General features: G+C 58.7%; 26 protein-coding genes. 21 read left to right on the top strand and 5 right to left on the bottom strand.

Going from position 1 to position 24,020, the window contains the following annotated elements:
- Positions 1-43 precede the first annotated feature (43 nt).
- The 13 genes from H9X86_RS05785 to H9X86_RS05725 all read left to right on the top strand — a co-directional run bounded on the left by H9X86_RS05785 (position 44) and on the right by H9X86_RS05725 (position 12,415).
- Positions 44-778 (top strand): hypothetical protein, encoded by a 735-nt coding sequence (locus H9X86_RS05785; RefSeq protein WP_204900617.1) that lies wholly within the window; start codon positions 44-46, stop codon positions 776-778.
- A 2-nt stretch (positions 779-780) separates the two neighbouring features.
- Positions 781-1,167 (top strand): hypothetical protein, encoded by a 387-nt coding sequence (locus H9X86_RS05780; RefSeq protein ID WP_204900616.1) that lies wholly within the window; start codon positions 781-783, stop codon positions 1,165-1,167.
- A gap of 18 nt (positions 1,168-1,185) precedes the next feature.
- A complete protein-coding gene (locus H9X86_RS05775; RefSeq protein ID WP_204900615.1) occupies positions 1,186-2,196 on the top strand; it encodes a phage major capsid protein in 1,011 nt (336 codons plus the stop codon).
- 57 nt (positions 2,197-2,253) lie between these two features.
- Positions 2,254-2,655 (top strand): hypothetical protein, encoded by a 402-nt coding sequence (locus H9X86_RS05770; protein WP_204900614.1) that lies wholly within the window; start codon positions 2,254-2,256, stop codon positions 2,653-2,655.
- A gap of 60 nt (positions 2,656-2,715) precedes the next feature.
- A complete protein-coding gene (locus H9X86_RS05765) occupies positions 2,716-3,054 on the top strand; it encodes a hypothetical protein (protein WP_204900613.1) in 339 nt (112 codons plus the stop codon).
- Between the two features lie 6 nt (positions 3,055-3,060).
- Positions 3,061-3,312 carry a hypothetical protein gene (locus H9X86_RS05760; RefSeq protein WP_204900612.1) on the top strand — a complete coding sequence of 84 codons (252 nt, stop codon included), beginning with the start codon at positions 3,061-3,063 and terminating at the stop codon, positions 3,310-3,312.
- Complete coding sequence (locus tag H9X86_RS12995; protein ID WP_430736093.1) at positions 3,299-4,357, top strand: N-acetylmuramoyl-L-alanine amidase; 1,059 nt, start codon at positions 3,299-3,301, stop codon at positions 4,355-4,357. The genes H9X86_RS05760 and H9X86_RS12995 overlap by 14 nt, the downstream gene beginning before the upstream one ends.
- Before the next feature lie 67 nt (positions 4,358-4,424).
- On the top strand, positions 4,425-5,180 hold the full coding sequence (locus H9X86_RS05750; RefSeq protein WP_204900611.1) for a hypothetical protein: 756 nt from the start codon (positions 4,425-4,427) through the stop codon (positions 5,178-5,180).
- Between the two features lie 2 nt (positions 5,181-5,182).
- Positions 5,183-6,925 carry a hypothetical protein gene (locus tag H9X86_RS05745; protein WP_204900610.1) on the top strand — a complete coding sequence of 581 codons (1,743 nt, stop codon included), beginning with the start codon at positions 5,183-5,185 and terminating at the stop codon, positions 6,923-6,925.
- A gap of 72 nt (positions 6,926-6,997) precedes the next feature.
- Complete coding sequence (locus H9X86_RS05740; RefSeq protein WP_204900609.1) at positions 6,998-8,626, top strand: hypothetical protein; 1,629 nt, start codon at positions 6,998-7,000, stop codon at positions 8,624-8,626.
- A gap of 15 nt (positions 8,627-8,641) precedes the next feature.
- Complete coding sequence (locus tag H9X86_RS05735; RefSeq protein ID WP_204900608.1) at positions 8,642-10,114, top strand: hypothetical protein; 1,473 nt, start codon at positions 8,642-8,644, stop codon at positions 10,112-10,114.
- Between the two features lie 98 nt (positions 10,115-10,212).
- Entirely contained in the window at positions 10,213-11,526 is a 1,314-nt protein-coding gene (locus H9X86_RS05730; protein WP_204900607.1) for an alpha-amylase family glycosyl hydrolase, read from the top strand.
- Positions 11,527-11,644: 118 nt separating this feature from the next.
- Positions 11,645-12,415 (top strand): polysaccharide deacetylase family protein, encoded by a 771-nt coding sequence (locus tag H9X86_RS05725; protein ID WP_204900606.1) that lies wholly within the window; start codon positions 11,645-11,647, stop codon positions 12,413-12,415.
- A 70-nt stretch (positions 12,416-12,485) separates the two neighbouring features.
- Here the strand turns inward: H9X86_RS05725 and H9X86_RS05720 are convergent, their stop codons facing one another.
- Both H9X86_RS05720 and rfbA read right to left on the bottom strand, forming a co-directional pair.
- A complete protein-coding gene (locus H9X86_RS05720; protein ID WP_204900605.1) occupies positions 12,486-13,331 on the bottom strand; it encodes an HAD hydrolase family protein in 846 nt (281 codons plus the stop codon).
- A gap of 65 nt (positions 13,332-13,396) precedes the next feature.
- A complete protein-coding gene (gene rfbA, locus H9X86_RS05715) occupies positions 13,397-14,251 on the bottom strand; it encodes a glucose-1-phosphate thymidylyltransferase RfbA (RefSeq protein WP_204900604.1) in 855 nt (284 codons plus the stop codon).
- Positions 14,252-14,488: 237 nt separating this feature from the next.
- On the opposite strand from rfbA, the gene H9X86_RS05710 reads away from it, so the two are divergent.
- Complete coding sequence (locus tag H9X86_RS05710; RefSeq protein WP_204900603.1) at positions 14,489-15,187, top strand: response regulator transcription factor; 699 nt, start codon at positions 14,489-14,491, stop codon at positions 15,185-15,187.
- The gene (locus tag H9X86_RS05705; RefSeq protein WP_204900602.1) at positions 15,184-17,442 is read left to right on the top strand and encodes a sensor histidine kinase; all 2,259 of its coding nucleotides are present in this window, start codon (positions 15,184-15,186) and stop codon (positions 17,440-17,442) included. Before H9X86_RS05710 ends, H9X86_RS05705 begins: the two co-directional genes overlap by 4 nt.
- Positions 17,443-17,488: 46 nt before the next feature.
- Here H9X86_RS05705 and H9X86_RS05700 read toward each other — a convergent pair whose 3' ends face one another.
- A complete protein-coding gene (locus H9X86_RS05700; RefSeq protein WP_204900601.1) occupies positions 17,489-18,547 on the bottom strand; it encodes a DUF3048 domain-containing protein in 1,059 nt (352 codons plus the stop codon).
- Positions 18,548-18,686: 139 nt separating this feature from the next.
- Here H9X86_RS05700 and H9X86_RS05695 point away from each other — a divergent pair, with 139 nt between their 5' ends.
- The 5 genes from H9X86_RS05695 (at position 18,687) to H9X86_RS05675 (ending at position 21,547) form a co-directional block, all read left to right on the top strand.
- Entirely contained in the window at positions 18,687-19,535 is an 849-nt protein-coding gene (locus H9X86_RS05695) for a pyridoxamine kinase (RefSeq protein ID WP_243416857.1), read from the top strand.
- Between the two features lie 68 nt (positions 19,536-19,603).
- On the top strand, positions 19,604-20,404 hold the full coding sequence (locus tag H9X86_RS05690) for a homocysteine S-methyltransferase family protein (protein ID WP_204900599.1): 801 nt from the start codon (positions 19,604-19,606) through the stop codon (positions 20,402-20,404).
- Between the two features lie 46 nt (positions 20,405-20,450).
- On the top strand, positions 20,451-20,693 hold the full coding sequence (locus H9X86_RS05685) for a TIGR03905 family TSCPD domain-containing protein (RefSeq protein ID WP_204900598.1): 243 nt from the start codon (positions 20,451-20,453) through the stop codon (positions 20,691-20,693).
- 127 nt (positions 20,694-20,820) lie between these two features.
- Positions 20,821-21,168 (top strand): DUF4234 domain-containing protein, encoded by a 348-nt coding sequence (locus tag H9X86_RS05680; protein WP_204900597.1) that lies wholly within the window; start codon positions 20,821-20,823, stop codon positions 21,166-21,168.
- 28 nt (positions 21,169-21,196) lie between these two features.
- Entirely contained in the window at positions 21,197-21,547 is a 351-nt protein-coding gene (locus H9X86_RS05675; RefSeq protein WP_243416856.1) for a DUF2752 domain-containing protein, read from the top strand.
- 41 nt (positions 21,548-21,588) lie between these two features.
- Here H9X86_RS05675 and ilvD read toward each other — a convergent pair whose 3' ends face one another.
- Together ilvD and H9X86_RS05665 are read right to left on the bottom strand one after the other, a co-directional pair.
- Positions 21,589-23,250 (bottom strand): dihydroxy-acid dehydratase, encoded by a 1,662-nt coding sequence (gene ilvD / locus H9X86_RS05670; RefSeq protein WP_204900595.1) that lies wholly within the window; start codon positions 23,248-23,250, stop codon positions 21,589-21,591.
- A gap of 30 nt (positions 23,251-23,280) precedes the next feature.
- Entirely contained in the window at positions 23,281-23,544 is a 264-nt protein-coding gene (locus H9X86_RS05665) for a hypothetical protein (protein ID WP_204900594.1), read from the bottom strand.
- 81 nt (positions 23,545-23,625) lie between these two features.
- On the opposite strand from H9X86_RS05665, the gene H9X86_RS05660 reads away from it, so the two are divergent.
- Positions 23,626-23,853: a helix-turn-helix domain-containing protein gene (locus H9X86_RS05660; RefSeq protein WP_204900593.1), complete on the top strand. Its 228-nt coding sequence runs from the start codon at positions 23,626-23,628 to the stop codon at positions 23,851-23,853.
- The last annotated feature ends 167 nt before the right edge of the window (positions 23,854-24,020 follow it).

The raw sequence follows: 24,020 nt of genomic DNA, 5'->3' as shown, positions 1-24,020 counted from the left end.
GGAACATCCAATCGCCTCACCATGGGGCAGGAAGGAACGAGATATGGAAGTCAACGAACAACAGGTCTATGAGGCCCTGGGGGTGGAGCAGCCCCAGCAGGAGCAGGGGCAGACCCCCCAGCAGCAGGAACAGCCCACGCAGCAGCCCGCCCAGGGTGAGATGAGCCTGGAGCAGCGCCGGGAAAACGCCGCCCGCAGACGCCGGGAGGAGACCCGGGCCGCCATCCGGGAGGCGGTGGAACAGGAGCGTACCCACGCCCGAAGGGATGTGGAGCAGGTGCTCCAGGATGCTGGTCTGAAAAATCCCGCCGACGGCACCCCCATTACCAATTTGGAGCAGTACCGGGCCTGGAAGGAGGGGGAGCAGCAGCAGCCCGTCGCCCAGTCCGCTCCCCGGCCCAACCCGGCCATGGAGGCCCAGGTGGCCTCTGAACTGGCCCAGATCCGTCAGATGGACCCCAACATCCGCAGCGTGGCCGATCTGCTCACCATGCCCCGGGCCCGGGAGTTCTACCAGCTGGTGCGCCGGGGCAACAGCTTTGTGGATGCCTACAAGCTGGCCAACTACGACCAGCTGACCCAGAAGGCCGCAGCAGCTGCCCGGCAGCAGGCCCAAAACCTGGCCCGGAGCAAGGGCCACCTGTTTGCCGCCTCCCAGCGGGGGAAGGGCGGGGCCACGGTGCCCGTGGAGGAGATGAACCTGTTCCGGGCCTTCAACCCCCAGGCCAGTGAGACGGCCATTCAAGCCTACTACAACAAATATCAAGGAGGAATTTGATCGTGTTTGTACCCATCAAACGTGACACCGGGGCCATGCTGCCCTGGGAATACCTGGGCGCAGCCGCCGGTACTTACCAGGCAGGCCAGATGCTCACCGTCACCGACGGCAAGCTCTCCGCCCTGGACGGCCCCAGCACCACCACACCCCCCTACCTGTGCATGGCGGATGTCACTGCTGCCGAGGGCCAGGTGATCCCCGTGACCCGGGTGGAGGGAGACTGCATCTATGAGACAACCCTGAAAGCCCAGTATGAAGCCGCCAAGGTTGGCGTGAAGATGCAGGTGGACGGCGACGCCCTCACCGCCAGCGAGGGCGCAGGAAACTTTGAACTGGTGGAAGTGTCCGGCACCCAGGCCGGCGACACCGTTCGGGGCAGATTTGTGTAAAGGAGGATAACCCATCCCATGAAAATTATTTTCTCTGAAGGCTCCGGCCTCAACGACAGCATTTACGGCAAGTGTCAGGCCCCCATCCGCATGTTTCTGGAGCAGCGGGGAGAGCAGTTTGAAAAGCAGTCCGTGCTCAAGAACCTCTTCCTCATGGGCCAGAGTGAGAACTACGGCGACCTGATGACCACCATGACCGCCATGAGCGGCTTCGAGCCCGTGGGTGAAAACGGCGCCTATCCCCTGGATGGCATGCAGGAGGGCTACCAGAAGCTGCTGGTGTATGACACCTGGAAGGACTCCTTCTCCATCTCGGCCGAGATGATGGAGGACTCCAAGGTCATGGACATGAAAAAGCAGCCCGCTGCCTTCATCACCAGCTACAACCGTACCCGGGAGCTGTTTGGTGCAGCCCTGTACGGCGGCGCCATTTCCGGCAAGGAGAAGGTGCTCTACAAGGGCCGGGAGTTTGACATCAAGAGCGCCGACGGCGTGACCATGTTCCACACCGCCCATCCCCCCAAGGTCTCCGGTGAGACCCAGTCCAACAAGTTCAGCGACGCCTTTTCCGCCGATGCCCTGGGCAAGATGGAGACCGCCATGCACCTGTTCCGAGGTGACAACGACGAGATCCTGGACGTGGCCCCCGACACCATCCTCATCCCCGAGGTGGGCGGCCTGAAAAAGGAGGTCTTTGCCGCCATCGGCGCCGACAAGGAGCCCACCACCGCCAACAACGCCTTCAACTACCAGTACGGCCGCTGGAATGTGATTGTATGGAGCTACCTCAACCAGTTTGTGGATCTGGCCACCAATAAGGCACCCTGGATCCTGCTGGACAGCAAGTACAACCAGACCTACGGCGGTGCGGTGTGGAATGACCGCATCCAGCTGGCTGTGCGCTCCACCGTGGACGAGAACACCGACGCCAACGTCTGGCGTGGCCGCAGCCGCTTCAACGCCACCTTCAACGACTGGCGCTTTGCAGCGGTGGGCGGTGTGTCCGACGGCGATGAGCTGCCCGACTAATATGAACCCCGCCCCGGCTGCTTGCCGGGGCGGGAGAAGGAGAGAGGGGGATTCACCTTGGCAGACACCAGCCGAACCTTGACCGCCCAGGAGGTGGTGGGACAGGTGGATCTGCTCTGCCCCAACCAGTACACCCAGGAGCAGAAGCTGGGGTGGCTGGGGGAGTTGGAGGGGCGGATCTGCCTGGATGTACACCTGATGCGTGAGGAGCAGCTGGAGCAAGTGTGGCAGAGCTGGCCGGGGACGCTGCTGGTGGGCTGGCCCCACAGTGATCTGTACGCCCACTGGCTGCTGGCCAAGCTGCACCAGGCGGATGGGGAGCTGGAGCTGTACCAAAACCGCATGGAGAGCTTCAACGCCAGCTATCAAAACTATGTCAACTGGTACATCCGCACCTACGATCCCGCCCATGCCCCGGCACCGGAAGGGGGTGGAGAGGCTGCGCAACCTGGTGGATAAGTGGCTGGAACGTCTGTTGGGGCCCAGCCTGGAGCGTATGATGCAGAGGAGAGGAATGGAATGAACGGGGAGGAGTTTCTGGCAGCGGTGCTGGTGGGCCTGGCCGGAGGCAGCGGCATCACCGGTTTGGCCATGGGATATCTGCGGCGGTATATTGACCGCCGCCTGGAACAGGGTGAGGCAGAGGCCCAACTGCGGCAGGAGCACCGCCAGCGGCGGCAGGAGGTGGAGGATCAGCTGCACCACGCCTACGGTCGGTGCATATTCTGGCTTAACCACGCTGTGACCAAGCCGCCCGCCAACGGCGAGCTGGCCCAGGCCATGGACAAACTCACCCAGGCCGAGGAGGCCAAAAAGAAGCTGGATCGGGAGATCCTGGCTGCTTATGAGAAGGAGTGAGCGTGTGTGAAGGAAGTTTTGAAAAAGCTGTCCAGCCGTAAGTTGTGGACGGCCCTGGCCGGCATTGCCGCTGGATTGGCCCTGGCCTTTGGCCTAGACCAGGAGGCAGTGGCCAGCACAGCGGGGGCTGTGGTGTCCGTGATCTCGGTGGTGACCTACATCGTCACCGAGGGACGCATCGACGCCGCAGCGGTAAAGACAGCCATTGAAGACGTACAAGAGGCCGTGGAGGAGGTAACTACCATTGAGACTCATTGAGTGTATTTTGACCGCCAACGACTGCTATAAAGCTGGGCGTACCATCACCCCCAAGGGCGTGATGGTGCATTCCACCGGGGCCAACAACCCCCTGGTGGCCCGGTATGTGCAGCCCCTGGAGGGACAGGCTGATGAAGCCAAGCTGAAGGCACAGATCGGCACCAACCGCAATGCCAACGACTGGAACAACCCTGGACTGGACGTGTGCGTCCACGCCTTTTTGGGCAAGCTGGCCGACGGCAGCGTGGCTACCGTCCAGACCTTGCCCTGGAATCACCGGGGCTGGCATGCGGGCACCGGCACCTCCGGGGGCAGTGCCAACAATACCCACATCTCCTTTGAGATCTGTGAGGATGCCCTCAGCGATGCCGACTATTTCGGCAAGGTGTATCAGGAGGCGGTGGAGCTCACCGCCATGCTGTGCAAGCAGTATGGCCTCAACCCCCTGGCCGACGGTGTGGTCATCTGCCACAGCGAGGGCTACCAGCGGGGCATTGCCAGCAATCACGCCGATGTGATGCACTGGTTCCCCAAGTTTGGTAAGTCCATGGACACCTTCCGCTCTGACGTGTCCAAGGCCATGGGTGCCACCCAGACCAAGCCCTCAGTTCCGGCCATGGGCCCTGCCACAGAGATCGTCAAGGGCTCCGTCGTCCGCCTCAAGCAGGGCGCTAAGACCTATGACGGAGGCAGCCTGGCATCCTTCGTGTATGAGCGGGACCATGTGGTCAGCGAGGTGTCCGGTGACCGATGCGTCATCACCTACGACGGCGTGGTGGTGGCCGCTGTGCGCAAGTCTGACCTGACTCTGGTGAGTGGTGGGAGCGTATCGAAGCCCTCTGGCTTTACGCCCTACACCGTGAAGGTGTCCGTCACCCAGCTGCGCATCCGCAGCGGCCCCGGCACCGACAATGCCAGCAAGGGCTTCATCGCTCCCGGTGTGTACACCATCGTGGAGGAGGCCGACGGGCAGGGCGCCAAGCGCTGGGGCAAGCTCAAGTCCGGCGCTGGCTGGATCAGCCTGGACTACACCGAAAAGGTGTAATACGTCACAAAAACAGGGCATCACTGCACTGCGGTGGTGCCCTGTTTGAGAAAGGAGGAGAGAGGATATGCCGGCAAACTGGCTGTATATGGACGCCAATTTTCCCAACTTCAACGGGGACGAGTCCACTGAGGACAAGCTGGCTCAACTGCAAAACTATCTCTATATGCTGGTGGAGCAGATGCGCTACACCACCCAGAACCTGGACACCACCAACATGAACCAGACCGCCCTGGCCGGGTGGGAAAACGCCCTGACCCAGCCCATCTATGCCCAGATCGAAGGGGTGGGGGAGCGCATCACCCAGCTATCTGTCACCGCCGATGGGCTTACTGCCACGGTGGCCAACCAGGGTCAGCAGATTTCAACCCAGGAGGCCCGCATTTCCAACCTGGAGGTCAATGCAGATGCCATCTCTGCTACGGTGCAGCGGGTGCAGACGGATACCAAGGAGTCTCTGGACAGTGTCAACCAGTCCATCAGTGAATTGAGTGAGAAGGTGAGCCTCACCCTTACTCCAGAGCAGGTAGATATCGTCATTGACCAAAAGCTGGCCCAGGGTGTGGAGACGGTGCGAACCTCCACAGGCTTTACCTTTGACGAGGAAGGCCTGACGGTGAGTAAGACGGGCAGCGAGATGTCCACCCAGGTCACCGAAAACGGCATGACCATCAGCCGCAGCGGAACTGAGGTGCTGGTGGTGGACAACCAGGGGGTGCAGGCCACCAACCTCAACGCAAACACCTTCCTCATTATCGGCGGAAAAGCCAGATTTGAAAAGTATGGAGCAGGCCGCATCGGCTGCTTCTGGATCGGAGGATAGACATGGCACTATCAGGCAGCTTAACCACCAACGCCTATAACGGCGTGCGTTCCCTGACCCTCAACTGGAGTGCGACCCAGAATATATCTGCCAACACGTCCACCATCAACTGGACGCTGATTGGATCTGGCAGCGGAACGAGTTGGTATATGACCGGCCCAACCAAGGTTGTGATTGATGGAGCTCAGGTTCACTATTCAACCAACCGTATTCAGCTGCGCAATGGTACCGTGGTGGCCTCCGGCTCCCATACCATATGGCACAACACGGACGGAACCAGGAGTTTCTCCGTTGGCATCGAGGGCGCTATTTACAGCTATTCCATCAACTGTACCGCCCAGCAGAGTTTCACCCTCAACCAGATCCCCAGAGAGGCAAAACTCACCAGTGCACCCAATTTCACCGACGAGGACAATCCAACCATCCAGTATTCAAATCCTGCCAACCTGCCGATCTATGCCTATATCGAGGTGGTAAACCAGTCCCGTCCTATCGCTGAGCGGAAAATCACCGGGTCGTCGTACACCTTCCAGTTCACGGAAGCGGAACGCAATGTTTTGCGTTCCCTCAACACCACATCCAACACCCAGCCTGTGCGGTTTGTGGTGCGCACAGACATGGGGGGATATCCCCTGTACGCATGGATAGATAGAACCCTGACCATCAAAAACCCAAACCCCACACTGAACCCCAAGGTGGTGGACACCAACAGCCAAACCACTGCCTTGACAGGAAACAGCTCCTGCTTTGTGAAGTACTACTCCAACGCCAAGGTCACCTTTGGAGCACAGGCGGTAAAAGGTGCATCTCTGGTGGCGAGCCTTGTGGTCTGTGGCGGAAAGTCTCGCACATCAGATGGCACCATAAAAGGTGTGGAATCAGGTGATTTTGTATTTGCAGTTGGAGACAGCAGAGGAAACAAGACCACCAAAGGGGTGTCACGCACTCTGGTCAACTATGTCAAGCTGTCCTGCAACATAGGCAACAGTACACCAGACGCATCTGGTGGGTATGACATGGAGATCACAGGTAATTACTTCTATGGCAGTTTCGGTGCGGTGAACAACACCCTGGCGGTGCAGTACCGCTATCGGGTACAGGGGACGAGTACGTGGGGGGCGTGGACGGCGGTGGACAGTGTGCAGCCCATAGGGTTTACCTACCTGGCACGGGCTAAGGTGGAGGGGCTGGACTACCAGACCACCTACGAGTTCCAGGCCAGGGCCACGGACAAGCTGGCCACGGTGACCACATCGGCAAAGGCAGTGAAAAGTCTGCCCACCTTCGATTGGAGCGAGACGGACTTTAACTTCAATGTTCCGGTGATTGCCCAGGGGCATCATCTGGTGGGGGCAGCCAAGGCGCTGGGCACGACCTATAAGCTACCCATTTCTATTACGCCAAAGACGGGGTATTCCAACATGGCTGGCATAGCAAAGCTGATGGGTTCCAATCTGGTGGTGGACATCGACGCAACCAGGACAACCCCATCAGGCGTTGGCAATATTTCCAATGAGCAGGTGTGCTATGTGGAAATTCGCCATGGAGGCAAGATCAAAGGCATTTACGGGCAGGGATTCCCCACCGCAAACACAGGAGGAATGGGGGTTTTTGCCGCCCTGGGAGCCAAGACAAACAGCGAAACGTGTACATTTACCGTGACGCTGGCTTCAACAGCGCAGTCTTTGACCACCTTCAACGTGATTTTTTCTCTGCCGGTATCGTTGGATCTGTCGAAATATTAGACACCCAACATCAAAGTGCCCTATGGGTGAAAATCAAACTAGGAACAGACGGCAGAGAGAGGAGGATAAAATGTGAAACTACCATCTATGGCCTATTCCAATGGGATGTCATCTGCCACCCAGACCGCCTTTGGGGGGCTCAACCATACACCAGGGGCGGGGGATGGGGAGCTGTACCATATGGAAAACCTCACCGGGGCGGACTATCCGCTTCTCTCCAGTCGCCCGCCCCGGTGGAAGGTACGCACCCTCACCCAGCCCGGTGGGCTGTTTGCCCACACGAAGCTGTGCTGGGTGGATGAGAATGGATTTTGGTACGACGGGGAGCGAAAAGGGGATGTGACGGCGGGGGAAAAGCAGTTTGCCGCCCTGGGGGCATATCTGCTCATCTGGCCGGACAAGGCCTACTACAACACCCAGACCGGGGCCTTCGGCTCCCTGGAGTCCACATGGACAGGAACAGGGCTGTCCTTCCAAAACGGCACCATCTACGAAAAGGAGGCCCAGGCCAACACCATCCAGGTTCCTGGAGTCAACTGGGGAGACTATTTCAAGAAGGGGGATGCTGTGACCATATCCGGCTGCACCGTCCACCCGGACAACAACAAGAGCCTGGTGATTCGGGACATCCAGGAGGACAAGTTGGTGTTCTACGAGTACTCCTTCGTCCTAAACGGGGAGAAAGGGGACGAGGCCTACACTGAGACAGGGACAGTGACCATCTCCCGCACCTTGCCCAATCTGGATTTCGTGTGCGAAAACGAAAACCGGGTATGGGGGTGTAAGGGCAACACCATCTACTGTTCCAAGCTGGGGGACCCCTTCAACTGGAACGTCTTTGACGGACTGGCCACCGACGCCTACGCCGTGGACACTGGATCTGCCGGAAACTTCACCGGTTGTGTGTCCTACCTGGGCTACCCCATCTTCTTCAAGGAGGATCACATCTACAAGGTCTACGGCACCATGCCCTCCAACTTCCAGGTCATGGGCACCTCCACCCTGGGGGTGATGGCCGGCTGCGGCAAGAGCCTGGCGGTGGCAGGAGAGGTGTTGTTCTACGTCTCCCGGGCAGGGGTGATGGCCTATTCCGGCGGCGTGCCCCAGTGTGTCAGCCGTGCGCTGGGGAACCAGCGGCTGGGCCAGGCTGCCGCCGGAGCGGAGGGACTGCGCTACTACCTCTCTGCCCAGGGGGAGGATGAGGGGTGGCATTTACTGGTGTATGACACCCAGACCAAGCTGTGGCACCGGGAGGACGAGACCCAAGCCACCCATTTTGCCTTCCACGGCGGCATCCTGTATCTGCTGAATCAGTCGGGGGAGATTTGGACGGTGGGAGACGTGGCCCAGCCCCCGGCAGAGGCAGAGCAGGAGCCTCAGGTGACATGGGAAGCGGAGTTTGCCGACTTCACCGACGGGAGCCCGGACAAAAAGGGGCTGTTCCGCCTCCATATCCGTCTGGAGGTGGAGGAAGGGGGCCAGGTGCAGGCTTGGGCCCAGGTGGACAGCGACGGGGTGTGGCATCCCATGGGCCAGCCCATTGGCCCCACCCCCAAGCGCAGCTTCCAGCTGCCCATGATCATCAGGCGGGGAGATCACTACCGACTCAAGCTCACCGGCACAGGCAGGTGCCGCATTTACAGCATCACCAGAGAGCGGTATGGCGGCTCGGCGTACAACGCCACCCCCGGCCGCATCTAAAAGGAGGGAGAACCTATGGCATATACGTACAACGATTTTTTGAAAAAAGCCACCGACAACGGCACCCTGTCCAGCTTCACCGCCCAGGAGTTGAGCCTGGCAAAGGCATTCCCTGAGTACGGCATCTCGGCAGCCAGCCTGAAGCAGGAGCAGAACACCGCCGCCACCAGTGCCCAGCGAGCCATTGCCAACCAGGCCGCTGCCCAGCTCAGAGCCAGTTACAATGGCTTTACCGGCAGCAAGCAGGATGAAATTGACAATGTTTTGGGCCAGATCGGCAGCTTCCCTGACTTCTCTTGGGATCAGGAGGCCCCCACCTACGAGAACAAGTATGAGGAGGAGCAGGACGCCATTCTGGATCAGCTGGACAAGTACCCCGACTTCTCCTGGGATCAGGAGGCGCCCACCTACGAAAACCCCTATGAGCAGATCCAGCAGGATCTGCTGGACAAGATCTTGAACCGGGAGGACTTCACCTGGGACAAGGACACTGACCCGGTATTTGGGGCCTACCAGAAGCAGTACCTGCGGGAGGGGGAGCGGGCCACCGCCAATGCCCTGGCTCAGGCGGCAGCGGCCTCCGGGGGCCAGACCTCCAGCTACGCTGCCACCGCAGCGGCCCAGGCGGGCAACTACTACGCCGCCCAGCTCAGTGACAAGATCCCCGAGTTGTACAACCAGGCCTACCAGCGATACCTCAGCGAGTATGAGCAGCTGGCCAACGACCTGGGTCTGGTGAACAACCAGCAGCAGATTGGCTACAAAGAGTACTTGGACAAGCTCAGCCAGTACAACACGGACAAGAATTTCGCCTATCAGCAGTATCTGGACGACTACAACAAGCTCTTGAGCTATCTGGATGCTGTCAACGGCCAGGAACAGATGGACTACCAGGAGTACAAGGACAAGCTGGGCCAGTTCAACGTGGACAAGGAATTTGCATACCAGCAGTATCTGGATGACTACAACAAGCTGCAAAGCTACCTGGGCAACCTGCAAAGCGAAAACCAGTCTGAGTATGAGCAGTACTTGGACGAGCAGCAGCGCATGGACAGCCAGAACCAGCAGAACAAGGAGATGGCTCAGACCCAGGTGGATGGAATCCTCAAGGCGGGGGTTATGCCCTCCTCCGACCTCATCGCCAAATCCGGGTACTCCCAGGAGTATGTCAACGCCATGCTCCAGTACTATCGCCAGCAGGCGGCTCTGGCCGCACGAAAAAGCAGTGGCGGCAGTGGCAGCAGCGGCACAGGCAGCAGTGGCAGCAGTTCTGGCGGCAAGCAGACATCGTCCGGCACCAAGCCTGCCATGAGCTCCAGCACAGGCAGACTGGTGTCGGTACCGAAGTACGGAGAGATCCCAGTGACAGATGCTGAGCGCCTTGTCTCGGCTGGGCTGCTTCGCCGGACAGGCGTGGACAAATACGGACAGCCCACCTATATACCCACCGCCAAAAAGCCCACCGAAAATATCCTGGTTACCCGGTGATCTGACCCCGGCGGTTTTCATTTGACCCCGGCTGCCAATGCGGGTATAATACCAGGAGAATACCTGCTGCCAGGGCAGAGAACAGGGAGGACAAACATATGTGGTTTGACCAATCAGTCATTTATCAAATTTACCCTCTGGGGCTGTGTGGGGCGCCTGAGGACAATGACGGTGTGCAGCAAAGCCGCATCTTGCGTCTGCTGGACTGGGTGGAGCATGTGAAAAAGCTGGGTGCAGACACCGTGCTGCTCAATCCGGTGTTTGAAAGTGACCGACACGGCTATGATACCCGGGATTATTTCCACCTGGACTGTCGTCTGGGCACCAATGAGGACTTTGCCCAGGTGTGTGACGCTTTTCATCAGGCTGGGATCCGGGTGATGCTGGACGGCGTGTTCAACCACGTGGGCCGTGGCTTCTGGGCCTTCCGGGACGTGCAGGAAAAGCGGTGGGACAGCCCCTACAAGGACTGGTTCCGCATCGACTTCAACGGAAATACCAACTATAACGACGGCTTTTGGTATGAGGGCTGGGAGGGCCACAACGAGCTGGTGAAGCTGAATCTGGACAACCCGGCGGTGGTGGAGCATCAGTTTGACGCCATCCGGGCTTGGGTAGAACAGTTCGGCATCGACGGGCTGCGCTTGGATGTGGCCTACTGCCTGCCCCAGCACTATCTGCGCCGTCTGCGGGAGTTTACCGCCTCTCTCAAGCCGGACTTTGCCCTAATGGGAGAGACCCTCCACGGGGACTACAAGCAGTGGATGGGGCCAGATCTGTGCCACTCGGTGACCAACTATGAATGTTATAAGGGGCTGTGGTCCAGCTTTAACTCCATGAACCTCTTTGAAATCGGCCATTCCCTGGCCCGGCAGTTTGGCCCCGAGCCCTGGACTCTGTACAAGGGTGCCCACCTGCTCTCCTTCCTGGACAACCACGATGTCACCCGCATTGCCAGCCAGCTCACGGACAAGCGACACCTGGAGCCTGCCTATGCCCTGATGTTTGGAATGCCCGGCGTTCCGGCAGTATACTACGGCAGTGAGTGGGGCTTGGAGGGAAAGAAGGAGCCATGGGGTGACGCTCCCCTGCGTCCCGCCCTGGAAAAACCGGAGTGGAACACCCTCACCGACTGGATCTCCCACCTGGCCCAGGCCAAGCGGGAGAGTCGGGCCCTGTGCTATGGCGGCTACCGCAATGTGGTGCTCACAAACCGCCAGATCATCTTTGAGCGGGCCTGTGACGGGGAGCGGGTACTGGTGGCGGTGAATGCCGACAGCCAGCCCTATACCGCCCATTTCGACGCCGGGTGCGGACAGGCGGTGGATCTCATCACCGGAGAACTCCACGACTTCGGCGGCGGCAGCCTTCTGCCGCCTTACAGCGCATCCTTCTGGAAGATGGAGCGATAAAAACCACGAGAAAACGTCCTGTGTTCTCCGCCTGAAAAGCGGAAGAACACAGGACGTTCTTTTTGGGCTGCAACAGCCATATACTGGGGTAAAAACGCTGTGAAAAGGGGAGAACCGCATGAAAATTTTGGTGCTGCGCCGACGCATCCTGGCCCCCATTGGGGTGGCGCTGGCGGTGGTATTGATCCTAAAGCTGGTGGGAGATCCCAAGGTGGTGGGAGCATCCGCCACCACCCGACAGCTTCCGGTATATTGTGTGCAGGCAGACTATCCAGTGGTGTCCCTGTCCTTTGATGCTGCCTGGGGCAATGAGGACACCCAGACACTCATTGATATTTTGGGCAAATATCAGGTGAAGGCTACCTTTTTTGTGGTGGGAGATTGGGTGGATAAGTACCCTGAGTCGGTAAAAGCCCTCCACGATGCGGGACATGAGATCATGAGTCACTCTGACGACCATGCCCACTTCAACAGCCTTACCCCCCAAGAGATGCGGGACAATCTCACCGCCTGTGGGGAGAAGATTGAGGCCATCACCGGGGAGTTTCCCACCCTCTTCCGCTGCCCCTACGGGGAGTACGATGACCATGTGATTACCACCGTGCGCAGCATGGATATTCAGCCCGTACAGTGGGATGTGGACAGTCACGACTGGATGGATATTTCTGCCTCTGAGATCACACAGCGGGTTACCAGCCGGGTGGGGCCGGGGAGCATTGTACTGTTCCACAATGCGGCCCTCCACACCCCCGAGGCCCTGCCAACCATTATTGAAACATTGCTCCAGGATGGGTATACCTTCCTGCCCATTTCCCAGCTGCTTTTGGAAGGAGAGTATGGAGAGGACTACACCATCGATCACACTGGGCGACAATGCCCTGTGACCTGAGTCCATGTCAAACGCCGATGCAGACAAATCTAATGTCTGCATCGGCGTTTGACGTGGGGAGTATTGTGGCTCAAAGAGGAGATTTATGAAGGATATACCGCTCAATGGCAATGGCGGCCCCATCCTGGTCATAGGGCAGGGTGACAGCGTCGGCCACGGCCTGGATATCAGGGGCGGCGTTGCCCATGGCCACAGAGAACCCGGCGGCCTGGAGCATGGACACGTCATTGCCGCTATCCCCCATGGCCATGGCATGGGCGGGATCTATCTCCAGCATCCGGCATACCTCCAGCATGGCGTTGCCTTTGGTGCTCATGGGGTGGGTGATTTCAATATTGTGAGCGCCGGTGATGAAGTGATTCACGGGCAGCTGGGAGAGCCGGGCAGTCAGGGAGGGAAACGTAGAGGTGGGAATACAGGGCAAATTGATTTTATCAATGTTCAGCCCCGGTGTGTAGGCCGTGCGGGCCAGATCCTCCACCACAACGCCTCGACAACTCAGCTCCTTTTCCAGGTGGTAGGCAGCGTATTGCGGCTGGCTCTGTTCCCGTTCCCAGCTCTCTGCCGTCAGGTATATATGGCCACTGGCAGACAGTTCCACCGGCAGACCAAACTCACCCGCCACTTTCACCACCTGCTCTGCTGCCTGAGGGGGGATGTAATGGCTCAAAAGCACCTCGCCTGTGGGAATGCGGCGGATTTCTCCGCCGTTGCACATAATGCACAGGTTTTCCCAAGCCGCCCCAGTGCGGACCGGGGCGGGAAGGGAAAAGTGCGGCCGTCCGGTGGTGGGGATAATTTTCACACCCAGGGCGTGGGCATCTGCCAGAGCTTGGTGCAGCCGGGGCGTGAAGCTGGCATGGTCGGCTTGCAGGGATGTGCCGTCCAAATCTAAGGCCAAAAGTTCAATATTCATAGAGATGGTTACCTCCTGAAAAAACTCCCCCTTTACTGCGGCAGAGGGGGAGCTTTTGAAGTGGATTACAGGGAAAGCAGGTGCTGACCGTACTCGGTCATGGACAGCTCCTGGCCCAGCTTCTGGAGCTGGTCATGGGAAATCCAGCCCTCACGGTAGGCGATCTCTTCGATGACACCTACATACTGGCCCTTGCTTTGCAGGTCGTAAATGGTTTGGGCGGCCTGGAGCATACTGTTGGCGTTTCCAGCGTCCAGCCACACATAATTCTCTTCCATGGCAATGACCTGGAGTTGCTCCCGGTGCAGATATTCCAGGTTCACGTCAGTGATCTCCAGCTCGCCCCGGGCGGAGGGGGTGAGGTTGGCGGCAATGTCCATAGCCTGTCCATCGTAGAAGTAGAGACCGGGCACGATGTAGTTAGACTTTGGATTCTGAGGCTTCTCCTCAATGGAGATGGCCTTGCCGTCCTGGTCGAACTCCACCACGCCGAAGGGGCGGGGATCGTCCACATAGCAGCCAAAGACGGTGGCGCCGTGGTTGTTGTTGGCGGCTTTTTTCAGCAGCTGCTGGAAGTTGGGAGACCAGAAGATGTTGTCACCCAGTACCAGACACACATCGTCTCCATCTGCGAAGTCACGGCCGATGAGCAGGGCGTCGGCAATGCCCCGGGCCACAGGCTGGACGGTGTATTGGATGGACATACCCAGCTGGGATCCATCCCCCAGCAGGGCGGAGAAGGTGTCAGTCTCTCCGGGGGGGACAATGACCAGAACGTCACGGATGCCGGCCTGCATAAGCACCCACAGGGGATAGTAAATCAGCGGCTTGTCATAGACAGGCAGCAGGGGTTTGCATACGGGGCGGGTCATAGGATACAGGCGAGTGCCACGTCCTGCGGCCAAGATAATACCCTTCATAGTTCATACCTCCATGCCTTAATCAGGCGTAATGAGACAAATCCCATAGCAAGAGAAGGACTTGTGTCGGCTACAGTATATCGAAGATGAGGGGAAAAGTCAACAAAGGGGGGAACATGGAGTTTTTACAACTTCCAGTATGTGTTAACCATATCTTAATGGATTGGGTGGTTGCAACTTAAGGGTAAGATTGGTAGTATAGAGAAAAGTAATACGGAAGATGGGGAGGAATTGGGTATGTATAAGATCTTGATATGTGACGATGACCGGGATATCGTTTCCGCACTGAAAATTTATCTCACCAGCGAGGGCTACGAAACCGTAGAGGCGTATAACGGTCAGGAGGCGGTGGAGGCGGCCAAGGCCGGGGACATCGACCTGGTACTCATGGACGTGATGATGCCCAAGATGGACGGCATCCGTGCCACAGCCCAGCTGCGGGAGGAGGGGAATATCCCCATCATCCTCCTCACAGCCAAGGGCGAGGACAGCGACAAGGTGTTGGGGCTGAACATTGGGGCAGACGACTACATTACCAAGCCCTTCAACCCCATTGAGGTGTTGGCCCGGGTGAAAAGCCAGCTGCGCCGCTACACCACCCTGGGCGGGAAACAGAGCGGAGACGAGCATGGGGTGCTGCGCAACGGCGCTCTGGTGCTGGATGATGCGGCCAAGATGGTGCAGGTGGACGGGGAGGTCATCAACCTCACCCCCATTGAGTACAATATCCTCCATCTGCTGATGAAAAATCCTGGGCGGGTGTATTCCACAGCACAAATTTACCAGCTGGTGTGGAATGACCCGGTGCTGGGCTCAGAGAGCACTGTGGCGGTGCATATCCGGCACCTGCGGGAGAAGATCGAGATTGACCCTGCCAATCCCTGCTACCTGAAGGTGGTGTGGGGACTGGGCTATAAGATGGAGAAAATGGGATGAAAGTCGGGAAACATTTGTTGCTTAAGCCTCTGGCTTTTGTGTTGGCTGTGGTTTGCTTTGCCACGGCAGCGATGTTGGGCTGCTACCAGCTGGCCAATTTGGATGTGATCTGGGGGGAAACCTCCGCCGCTGGGGGTTACACCATCCACCACCTGCAAGGCCAAGATATTCAAGATATCAGCTATTTGCTGGATCTGCGCTATAGGGAACAGGAGAACGGCTCTCTGACCAGCTATGAGCAGCAGACCAAGACAGATCTGGAGCAGAAGTACAGCGCAGATAAGACCAATTTGCGCTGGCAGCTGCTGGATCCGGAGGGCAACGTGCTCTACGGCAACTGGCAGGAGAAGCGCCCGGTGCAGCCCCAGGGTCTGTACTGGGGGGAGTACTATGTCTCCAACATGACCATGGTTGTGCGCAACGATCTGGGTGTGACATGGGAGAGCGTGGTGGACACCATCCGTAACCCGCCCCGCAGCACCAGTACCGTCCGCTCCCAGCAGTGGCGCACCCAGCTGAACAAGGCTGTGCAGGATTACTTGGAAAACACCGACAGTGTGGATCGCTACCAGGTGTACCTGGATGAAGATGGCACAGGAGATCTGCTGCGCATTGCCACCAACTTCGGGGTGTTCGTCTACGCCCCCTCGGTGGAAAATGTCATCAGTCCCAATGCCTTTGGCTTCCAATACGACCTGGATACTGGAGGCTGGACGCAGAACCCGGAAACCGGTTGGAGCGACGGAGCGGTGGCATTGGATTTGATCCTGTGGGTTCAGACCCCCCTGACTGTCACCGGAGACCGGTATGAGAAGGTGTATTCCGGCCTGAACTGGTGGAAGGAACACAATGCGATGTTGTTGGCTTTCACCCTGGTGCTGGTGACGGCGGGGGTGGCTTTGCTGGTGTACCTGTGCCTGGCTGCCGGGCACCGTCGAGGCCAGGAGGAAATCTATTTGAACTGGTTCCACCGCATACCTGGGGAACTGGTGGCGGCAGCGCTGGTATTTCTGGGCTATTACCTGCTGGTGTGGCTGATAGAAGGGGTGCTGGTGGACCTGGCGTACAGCGAGATGCCCATCAGCTATCCGCTGATGATGGTGGGAGCTGGGGTGGCGGCATTGTCTGGGCTGGTGGTTTTGCTGCTGATGACGGTGAGTGCCCGGGTCAAGAGCCATACACTGGTGAGAAACACATTGATTTGGCGAATCTGTTCCTGGGTTTGGAACATGTGGCAGCGGATGCGCCGGGCGATTCCGCTGGTTTGGCGGGTGGCCATGGGAGGTTTGATCTACATGCTGTTATCTATGGGACTGTTGCTGGGCGGCGCAGTGCTGCTGTGGCTGGTGCTCAGTACGGTTTTGGTGGCATATTTGTGCAGCTGGGCCCACTGCTGGAAGCAGATCCGCCGCTCCACAGGTGAACTGCTCAAGGGGAACCTGGATGTGCAGATCCCCTGCGGGAAGATGCCCCACGATCTCCAGGAGCACGCCCAGCAGCTGAACAATCTGGGCCAGTCCATCTCCCAGGCGGTGGCGGAGCAGATGCGCAGTGAGCACTTCAAAGCAGAGCTCATCACCAACGTGTCCCACGATCTGAAGACCCCGCTTACCTCCATCATCAACTATGTGGATCTGTTGAAAAAGGAGCCTATGCCCAATCAGCGGGTGGAGGAGTACATCAATATCTTGGAGCGCAAGAGCAACCGGCTGAAAAAACTCACAGAGGACCTGGTGGAGGCGTCCAAAGCCTCCACGGGGGTGTTGTCCGTGGAGCTGGGACGGCTGGATCTGGCGGAGCTGGCAGACCAGGCCCTTGGCGAGTATGAGGAGCGGCTGCAAGGGGCCGGGCTGGCAGTGGTGCGCACCTTACCTGACCATCCGGTGTGGGTGGTGGCAGACGGACGGCGGCTGTGGCGGGTGCTGGACAATCTGCTGTCCAACTGCGCCAAATATGCCCTGGAAGGTTCCCGGGTGTATATGGAGATCTACTACGACGATAAGAAAGCCACGCTGTCTCTGAAAAATATCTCCCGGGAGGCATTGAATGTCCCGGTGGAGCGGCTCATGGAGCGGTTTGTCCGGGGAGATGAGTCCCGTTCCACCGACGGCAGCGGCTTGGGGCTGTCCATTGCGCAGTCCATGACCGAGCTGCAAAAGGGCAGCTTCCAGGTGGAGATCGACGGGGACCTGTTCAAGGCCATGGTGACCCTGCCGTTGGCTCCCTCGGAGGAGTTGGCAGAAATACAAGGATAAAAAATGACTGGAAGGCCATTTGATTGGGCCTTCCAGTCATTTTTTATCACTCAGCTGTGACAGATTGGTTGTTGGGGATGATGCACACGAAGCTCTTGCCCACACCCAGGGTCAGAGGCTCGCCGTCGGTGGTGTAGTAGCGCACCTGATCGTAGTGGCCGCCCTTCTCCCACTTGATGGGGATCATCTTGCCGCCGCAGGCAAAGTAGCCGGAGCCGGAAGTGAGCTTGACGTCGCTGTAATAACCGTCGTCCATGAAGGAGTAGTCGGTTTTCATCACCAGCACATTGGTGGTGGAGATCTGGGTGTTGTCGTTGCCGTCGATAAAGGCTTCTCCATACTGTTCCACCATGTACACCTTTTTGGCGGTGTCGTACCGGAAGGTGGTGCTCTTGTAGCCGGAGAAGTCCACGGTGACGGTGTTGGCGCTCTCCCCGTCGGCGGGCGTGCCGTCGGCAGTGAACTCCATCTCGTACTCATAGCCGTCGCTGTGGGGACCCATGATCCCCTTGGCGGTGAGGTTTTCCACCATGGCCGCTCCATCTGCCATCATGGTGTGCTCCAGGGCATAGGACACACCGGGGGTACGGTTGGGATCCCGGTAGAAGATGCCGGAGGCGTTGGTGCCCTTCACGCCGTCCACATCCTTGACCCCCAGCTGTTTCAGGGTATCGTAGACGTAGTGGCTGCCGCCGGCGTGGACAAACACACCATCATGGCCCAGAGCCAGGTCCAGGAAGCAATCCCGGGCGGAGCGCACCGAGCCGATGGTGGTCAGATCATTGGGGTCTTGGTATACCGCCAGCATCCGGGTGATGCCGCCCTCTGCCACGGCCTCATAGATGATGTCGGCGGTGGAGTTGCCCTGCTGGGGCATGGCGGCTTTGATGTTGTTGATCACCACGGTGACAGGCTTTTGACCGCTGAGATCGGTGTCTGTGGCCTCTCCGGTGAGGGGATTTGTGTACAAAGGCGGGGTGGGGGTAGGCTCAGCTGTGGGAGTGGGTTCCACCGAGGGGGAGGGAGAGGGGGTGGAGCCGCCAGAGCAGGCACTCAGTGCAAAGAGCATGGCACTGCTGAGAAGAAGACAAGCGAGACGTTTCATGAGAATCCTCCTTTGAATCTGTCATGATTGGCTTTTTTCAGTATAGCAAGGATCGTAATGTTTGTAAAGAAATCATGTTGCTTCTTCCGGGGGAAGAAAGGTATAATGATGTGAAAAATTGTGATTGGAGTAGATGGAAATGCGAAAGGTAGCGGCCATCCATGACCTGTCCTGTTACGGGCGGTGTTCTCTGGCGGTGATTTTGCCGGTGCTGTCGGTGATGGGGGTGCAGTGCTGTCCGCTTCCCGGAACGGTGTTGTCCACCCACACGGGAGGCTTTGGGGCAGTGCAGCGTACCGATCTCACCCACCAGGTGGCAGGTACCCTGCGCCACTGGGAGCGGCTGGGTCTGGGGTTTGATGGCATTTACACCGGGTATATGGCCAGTGCAGATCAGATTTTCCAGGCTGTGGAGGCGGTGGAGCGTCTGTCCGCTCCCCATGCCCAAGTGGTGGTGGATCCTGTGCTGGGAGATCACGGCAGGCTGTACACCTCCATCACCCAGGAGATGGCCCAGGCTATGGGTCAGCTGTGTGCAAAGGCAAGGGTCATCACTCCCAACCTGACCGAGGCAGCCATTTTGCTGGGCTTGGCTCCGGATGCACTGCTCAATGAGCGGGGGGTGGATATGGCCGTGGAGCTGTCTGCCCAGGGGCAGCGCTCGGTGGTGGTCACAGGGGTGACCCCGGAGCCGGGGTACACCGGGGCGGTGTGGTTCGACGCTGCCACGGGCCAGACGGGCACCACTGTGGCAGTGCGGGCGCCTGGCGACTATCCGGGCACCGGAGATCTGTTCTCCGCCGTGCTCACCGGTGGGCTGGTGATGGGGGAGAGCCTGGAGCGGGCAGCGGGCCGAGCGGCTCACTTCATCAGCCGCTGTGCGGCCTTCACCGCAGCCCAGGGCGGAGACACCCGGGAGGGTGTGTTGTTTGAGCCTCTGCTCCCCCTTTTGTTGGGGGATGGGCTTGCCATGGACGACAGAATTTGATATACTACCCCCTTGGAAAGACTGCATGAGGCAGCCAATGAGATGTAACGACTGTGAAGGAGTACAACATGGAACACATGGATGCAGCAGTTCCCATATTTCAGCGGCGGGTGGGCCCCTTGGGGCTGGATATCCCGCCTGCCGGAGAGGCGGAGTTTGACCACCTGGTGGAGCGGTACCGTGCCCAGCTGGGGCCGGGACAGGGGCCTGTGCACATCAACTGCATGATTGGTATGGCCGAGTGCCGGGCCGCTCTGCTGGCCGCCCGGGAGCTTGGCTATGGGCCGGTTTGGGTGTCCTGGGCGTGTAATGAGGACGGCGAGTCGGTCACCCGGGTGCATATGCTGGCCGCTCTGTTTGTGGCAGAGGGCATGGGTGCAGCCGCTTTTGGCCTCAACTGCCCCAAGGAGGTGGCTTTGGAGCTGCTGGACGAGTTGAAGGAGTACGCCAGTGTGCCGCTGTTTTATGTGGTGGACGGAAGTGTCATCACCTACCCCTATGTGGTGCGGGAGAAAGACCCTGATGTCATCCCCTGTGCCACGGGCACATCTCCCTGCTTTGTCACCCGCACCGTGGATGTGGGGGAGGAGCTGGAGTGCACCCCCAAGCTGCTGGAGGACATCATTGAGGCGGAGGACGACCCGGTGGGGGCGGTGAAGATCTCCATTTTGGAGCAGGACGACGTGGACATCTTTGCCCAGCACCAGTATGCGGTGAACAAGGCCCTGTGTCTGTGGTCGGACGTGCCCCAGCTGCTGGAGCAGGCACTGCGCTACTATCAGGGCCGGGCCTTTTACGACGGCACCGGCGACCTGGACGCCCAGGAGCTGAAGGTACTCAGCAATCGCTACGGCCTGATCGTGCTGTGAGATACAGGCCCAGACAAGCCTATGCAAGTGGAAGGAGAATAGAACCATGAAAACCATTCACTATATTCCCCGGGGAGTTTGCTCCCGGGAGATGGAGATCGACCTGGACAACGATGTCATTCAGGCTGTGCGTGTGGTGGGCGGCTGCAACGGAAACCTCCAGGGCATTTCCTCTCTGCTGGTGGGTATGAAGCGTGAGGAGGCTATCGCCCGTATGGAGGGCATCCACTGCGGAGCCAAGGCCACCTCTTGTCCCGATCAGCTGGCCCAGGCCCTGAAGCAGGGTTAAGTGCTGGATAAAATACCCAAAAAATTCTGTCCGTCAGACCGGTGATATGCTCCCTATGACGGACATTTTTTATAGACAAACACAAGGCTATGTGGTATGCTGTGGGAAAGAGAAAGGAGAGGTTCCTATGAGTCAAAACAGAAGCATCGCCAAGTGTATTGTACTGTCCGTGATCACCTGCGGCATCTATGGTTTGTACTGGTGGGTGGTGGCCACCAACGATGTCAACCAGGTTACCAACCGTCCCGGCACCTCCGGCGGTATGTCCCTGGTGCTGTCCATCATCACCTGTGGCATCTATGGCCTGTACTGGGCCTGGACCATGGGAGACAAGCTGGATGCAGCTCGGTCTGAGCACGGTGTGGCTCCCGGCTCTTTTAGCATCATCTTCCTGCTGCTCAACCTCTTTGGCCTGAGCGTCATCACCCTGGCTCTCATCCAAAACGAGCTGAACAAGTACACCCCTAATTTCTAAGATGACACCCCAGCAGCGGTTGCGCCGGTTGTGTATTGGGCTGGCTCTGGTGCTGGCGGCAGGGGTGGGGTATGCCGGGTGGGTGTACCTGACCCATCTGTCCGTCCCGTGCCTCTTCCACATGGTCACTGGGCTGCAATGCCCGGGGTGCGGGGTGAGCCGCATGTGTCTGGCACTGATGCGGCTGGATATCACCTCAGCTTGGCAAGCCAACCCGGTGCTGCTTTTGCTGCTGCCTCTCATCGGTGGACTTCTGGCCTACCGGGCTGTGGTGTATGTACGCCGGGGCCACGTCCCCACCCAACGCTGGGAAACCCTGGTGTGGGGCGGCCTGGCTGTGGTGCTGCTGATCTGGGGCATTGTTCGAAATGTGATATAAAAAGTCCGTTGCAGAACCATCTGCAACGGACTTTTTTTCGCTTATTCCAGAACAGCGCCCCGGCTGGCGGAGGTCACCAGCTTGGCGTACCGGGCCAGATAGCCCGTGGTCACCTTGGGGGGAGGGCACACCCATGCGGCCTTCCGGGCGGCCAGGGTCTCCTCGTCCACATGGAGGGTGATGGCACAGCCCGTGATATCCACGGTGATGAGGTCGCCGTCTTCCACCAGGGCGATGGGGCCGCCCTGAGCGGCCTCGGGGCACACATGGCCGATGGCAGCGCCTCGGGTGGCACCGGAGAAACGGCCGTCGGTGATGAGGGCCACGGAGGAGCCCAGACCCATGCCCACAATGGCGGAGGTGGGATTGAGCATCTCCCGCATACCAGGGCCGCCCTTGGGGCCTTCGTAGCGGATGACTACCACATCTCCAGGGACGATTTTGCCGGCGTAGATGGCCTCAATGGCCTCGTCCTCGCAGTTGAACACCCGGGCGGGGCCCTGGTGGGTCATCATCTCAGGGGCCACGGCGGAGCGCTTGACCACGCAGCCCTCGGGGGCCAGATTGCCCTTGAGAACGGCGATACCGCCGTCTGCGGAGTAGGGAGTGTCGATGGGGCGGATGGTGTTGGGGTCACGGTTGACCACACCCACCAGGTTCTCACCCAGGGTCTTGCCAGTGACCGTCATCACGTCGGTGTTCAAAAGGCCTTTCTTGGTCAGCTCGGCCATGACGGCGTACACGCCGCCGGCCTGCTCCAGGTCCTCCATGTAGCTGTCTCCGGCGGGAGCCAGGTGGCACAGGTTGGGGGTCTTGGCGGAGATGTCGTTGGACTTGTCCAGATCCAGCTCAATGCCGCACTCGTGGGCGATGGCGGGCAGGTGGAGCATGGTGTTGGTGGAGCAGCCCAGAGCCATGTCCACGGTCTCGGCGTTGTGGAAGGCCGCAGGGGTCATGATGTCCCGGGGCTTGATGTCCTGTTCCACCAGACGCATCACCTGCATACCGGCGTGCTTGGCCAGGCGCAGACGGGCAGACCACACGGCGGGGATGGTGCCATTGCCACGAAGGCCCATACCGATGGCCTCGGTGAGACAGTTCATGGAGTTGGCGGTGTACATACCAGAGCAGGAGCCGCAGGTGGGGCAGGCGGCGTTTTCGTATTCCTCCACCCCGGCCTCGTCCAGCTTGTCGGCGTAGTAGGCGCCCACTGCCTCAAACATGTGGGACAGACAGGTGCGGCGGCCATCGGGCAGCTTGCCCGCCAGCATGGGGCCACCGGAGCAGAAGATGGTGGGGATGTTGACCCGGGCGGCGGCCATCAGCAGGCCGGGGACGTTCTTGTCACAGTTGGGGATCATCACCAGACCGTCAAACTGGTGGGCCATGGCCAGGGCCTCGGTGGAGTCGGCAATGAGATCCCGGGTGACCAGGGAGTACTTCATGCCCACGTGGCCCATGGCGATGCCGTCACACACGGCAATGGCGGGTACCTCCACGGGGGTACCGCCAGCGGCACGGACACCGGCCTTGACAGCCTCGGCGATCTTGTCCAGGTTCATATGGCCGGGGACAATTTCATTGTAGGAGCATACCACGCCGATGAGAGGCCGCTCCAGCTCTTCCTTGGTGTAACCCAGGGCGTAAAGCAATGAGCGGTTGGGTGCGGCGGGGATGCCTTTTTTCACAACATCAGAGCGCATAAGGAAAACTCCTTTATCAATTTTAGTGGTTCAATCACAATCTTCGTGTCGAGTTATGGGAATACCATTTGCGATAAGAAGTTGTACAATTTCAGCAATATAATAGAAACATTCAGGGTCAGATAGGGAATTGTCATTGATGATCTCGACAATTTGACTCAGGATTCGTGTAGACTCCAATTCCTCATATGTAGCCAGTGTGTTTGGGGTCAATGCCTGCATGTATTCAACCATTGCCTGACCAACGGCGTTCCGGTACAAGATGTGACGGAATTGTTTATAGTACTCGTCCATAGTATCACCTCACCCACATTTTAGGTCAAATATACCCTAATTTCAATAGGTCAATTTGCCATAATACTAGTGGGTGATACTATGAAGCGGTTACAAGAATTGCGAAAAGCCAAGGGATATTCTCAAATCAAAATGCAAATGCTCACGGGGATAGACCAAAGCGACTATTCCAAAATTGAGACGGGGAAGCGTGGCGTATCTTTTGAGCAGTGCAAGCGGCTGGCGGTGGTGCTGGAGACCAGTATGGACTATTTGGCTGGTCTCACCGACGACCCTAGACCCTATTCCCGGGCAACGGACAAAAACTAATCGTTTGCCTCGCAGAGTTCCGCCACTTGTGGTGGCGGAATGAATGGAAATCAATTTTCTCCCGCGACATGTGCGTGGGAGAAAATACTTCTCGCCCTGCAAGTGTGGATTTTCTCTGCCAACGGCAGAGAAAATATGCGCGCGGCAGGGTGTAAATATTCCGTAGG

This window comes from Pseudoflavonifractor capillosus (assembly GCF_016902575.1).
GTDB classification, from domain to species: Bacteria; Bacillota; Clostridia; order Oscillospirales; family Oscillospiraceae; genus Enterenecus; species Enterenecus capillosus_A.
The sequence above is the reverse complement of the archived record's forward strand: the minus strand, read 5'-3'. Positions and strand labels throughout refer to the sequence as shown.

Bases quoted from the DNA above. Each gene is read 5' to 3' on its own strand.
- H9X86_RS05785 (WP_204900617.1), top strand. From the start codon at position 44: ATGGAAGTCAACGAACAACAGGTCTATGAGGCCCTGGGGGTGGAGCAG.
- H9X86_RS05775 (WP_204900615.1), top strand. From the start codon at position 1,186: ATGAAAATTATTTTCTCTGAAGGCTCCGGCCTCAACGACAGCATTTAC.
- H9X86_RS05765 (WP_204900613.1), top strand. From the start codon at position 2,716: ATGAACGGGGAGGAGTTTCTGGCAGCGGTGCTGGTGGGCCTGGCCGGA.
- H9X86_RS05750 (WP_204900611.1), top strand. From the start codon at position 4,425: ATGCCGGCAAACTGGCTGTATATGGACGCCAATTTTCCCAACTTCAAC.
- H9X86_RS05745 (WP_204900610.1), top strand. From the start codon at position 5,183: ATGGCACTATCAGGCAGCTTAACCACCAACGCCTATAACGGCGTGCGT.
- H9X86_RS05735 (WP_204900608.1), top strand. From the start codon at position 8,642: ATGGCATATACGTACAACGATTTTTTGAAAAAAGCCACCGACAACGGC.
- H9X86_RS05730 (WP_204900607.1), top strand. From the start codon at position 10,213: ATGTGGTTTGACCAATCAGTCATTTATCAAATTTACCCTCTGGGGCTG.
- H9X86_RS05725 (WP_204900606.1), top strand. From the start codon at position 11,645: ATGAAAATTTTGGTGCTGCGCCGACGCATCCTGGCCCCCATTGGGGTG.
- H9X86_RS05720 (WP_204900605.1), bottom strand. From the start codon at position 13,331: ATGAATATTGAACTTTTGGCCTTAGATTTGGACGGCACATCCCTGCAA.
- rfbA (WP_204900604.1), bottom strand. From the start codon at position 14,251: ATGAAGGGTATTATCTTGGCCGCAGGACGTGGCACTCGCCTGTATCCT.
- H9X86_RS05710 (WP_204900603.1), top strand. From the start codon at position 14,489: ATGTATAAGATCTTGATATGTGACGATGACCGGGATATCGTTTCCGCA.
- H9X86_RS05705 (WP_204900602.1), top strand. From the start codon at position 15,184: ATGAAAGTCGGGAAACATTTGTTGCTTAAGCCTCTGGCTTTTGTGTTG.
- H9X86_RS05700 (WP_204900601.1), bottom strand. From the start codon at position 18,547: ATGAAACGTCTCGCTTGTCTTCTTCTCAGCAGTGCCATGCTCTTTGCA.
- H9X86_RS05695 (WP_243416857.1), top strand. From the start codon at position 18,687: ATGCGAAAGGTAGCGGCCATCCATGACCTGTCCTGTTACGGGCGGTGT.
- H9X86_RS05690 (WP_204900599.1), top strand. From the start codon at position 19,604: ATGGAACACATGGATGCAGCAGTTCCCATATTTCAGCGGCGGGTGGGC.
- H9X86_RS05685 (WP_204900598.1), top strand. From the start codon at position 20,451: ATGAAAACCATTCACTATATTCCCCGGGGAGTTTGCTCCCGGGAGATG.
- H9X86_RS05680 (WP_204900597.1), top strand. From the start codon at position 20,821: ATGAGTCAAAACAGAAGCATCGCCAAGTGTATTGTACTGTCCGTGATC.
- ilvD (WP_204900595.1), bottom strand. From the start codon at position 23,250: ATGCGCTCTGATGTTGTGAAAAAAGGCATCCCCGCCGCACCCAACCGC.
- H9X86_RS05665 (WP_204900594.1), bottom strand. From the start codon at position 23,544: ATGGACGAGTACTATAAACAATTCCGTCACATCTTGTACCGGAACGCC.
- H9X86_RS05660 (WP_204900593.1), top strand. From the start codon at position 23,626: ATGAAGCGGTTACAAGAATTGCGAAAAGCCAAGGGATATTCTCAAATC.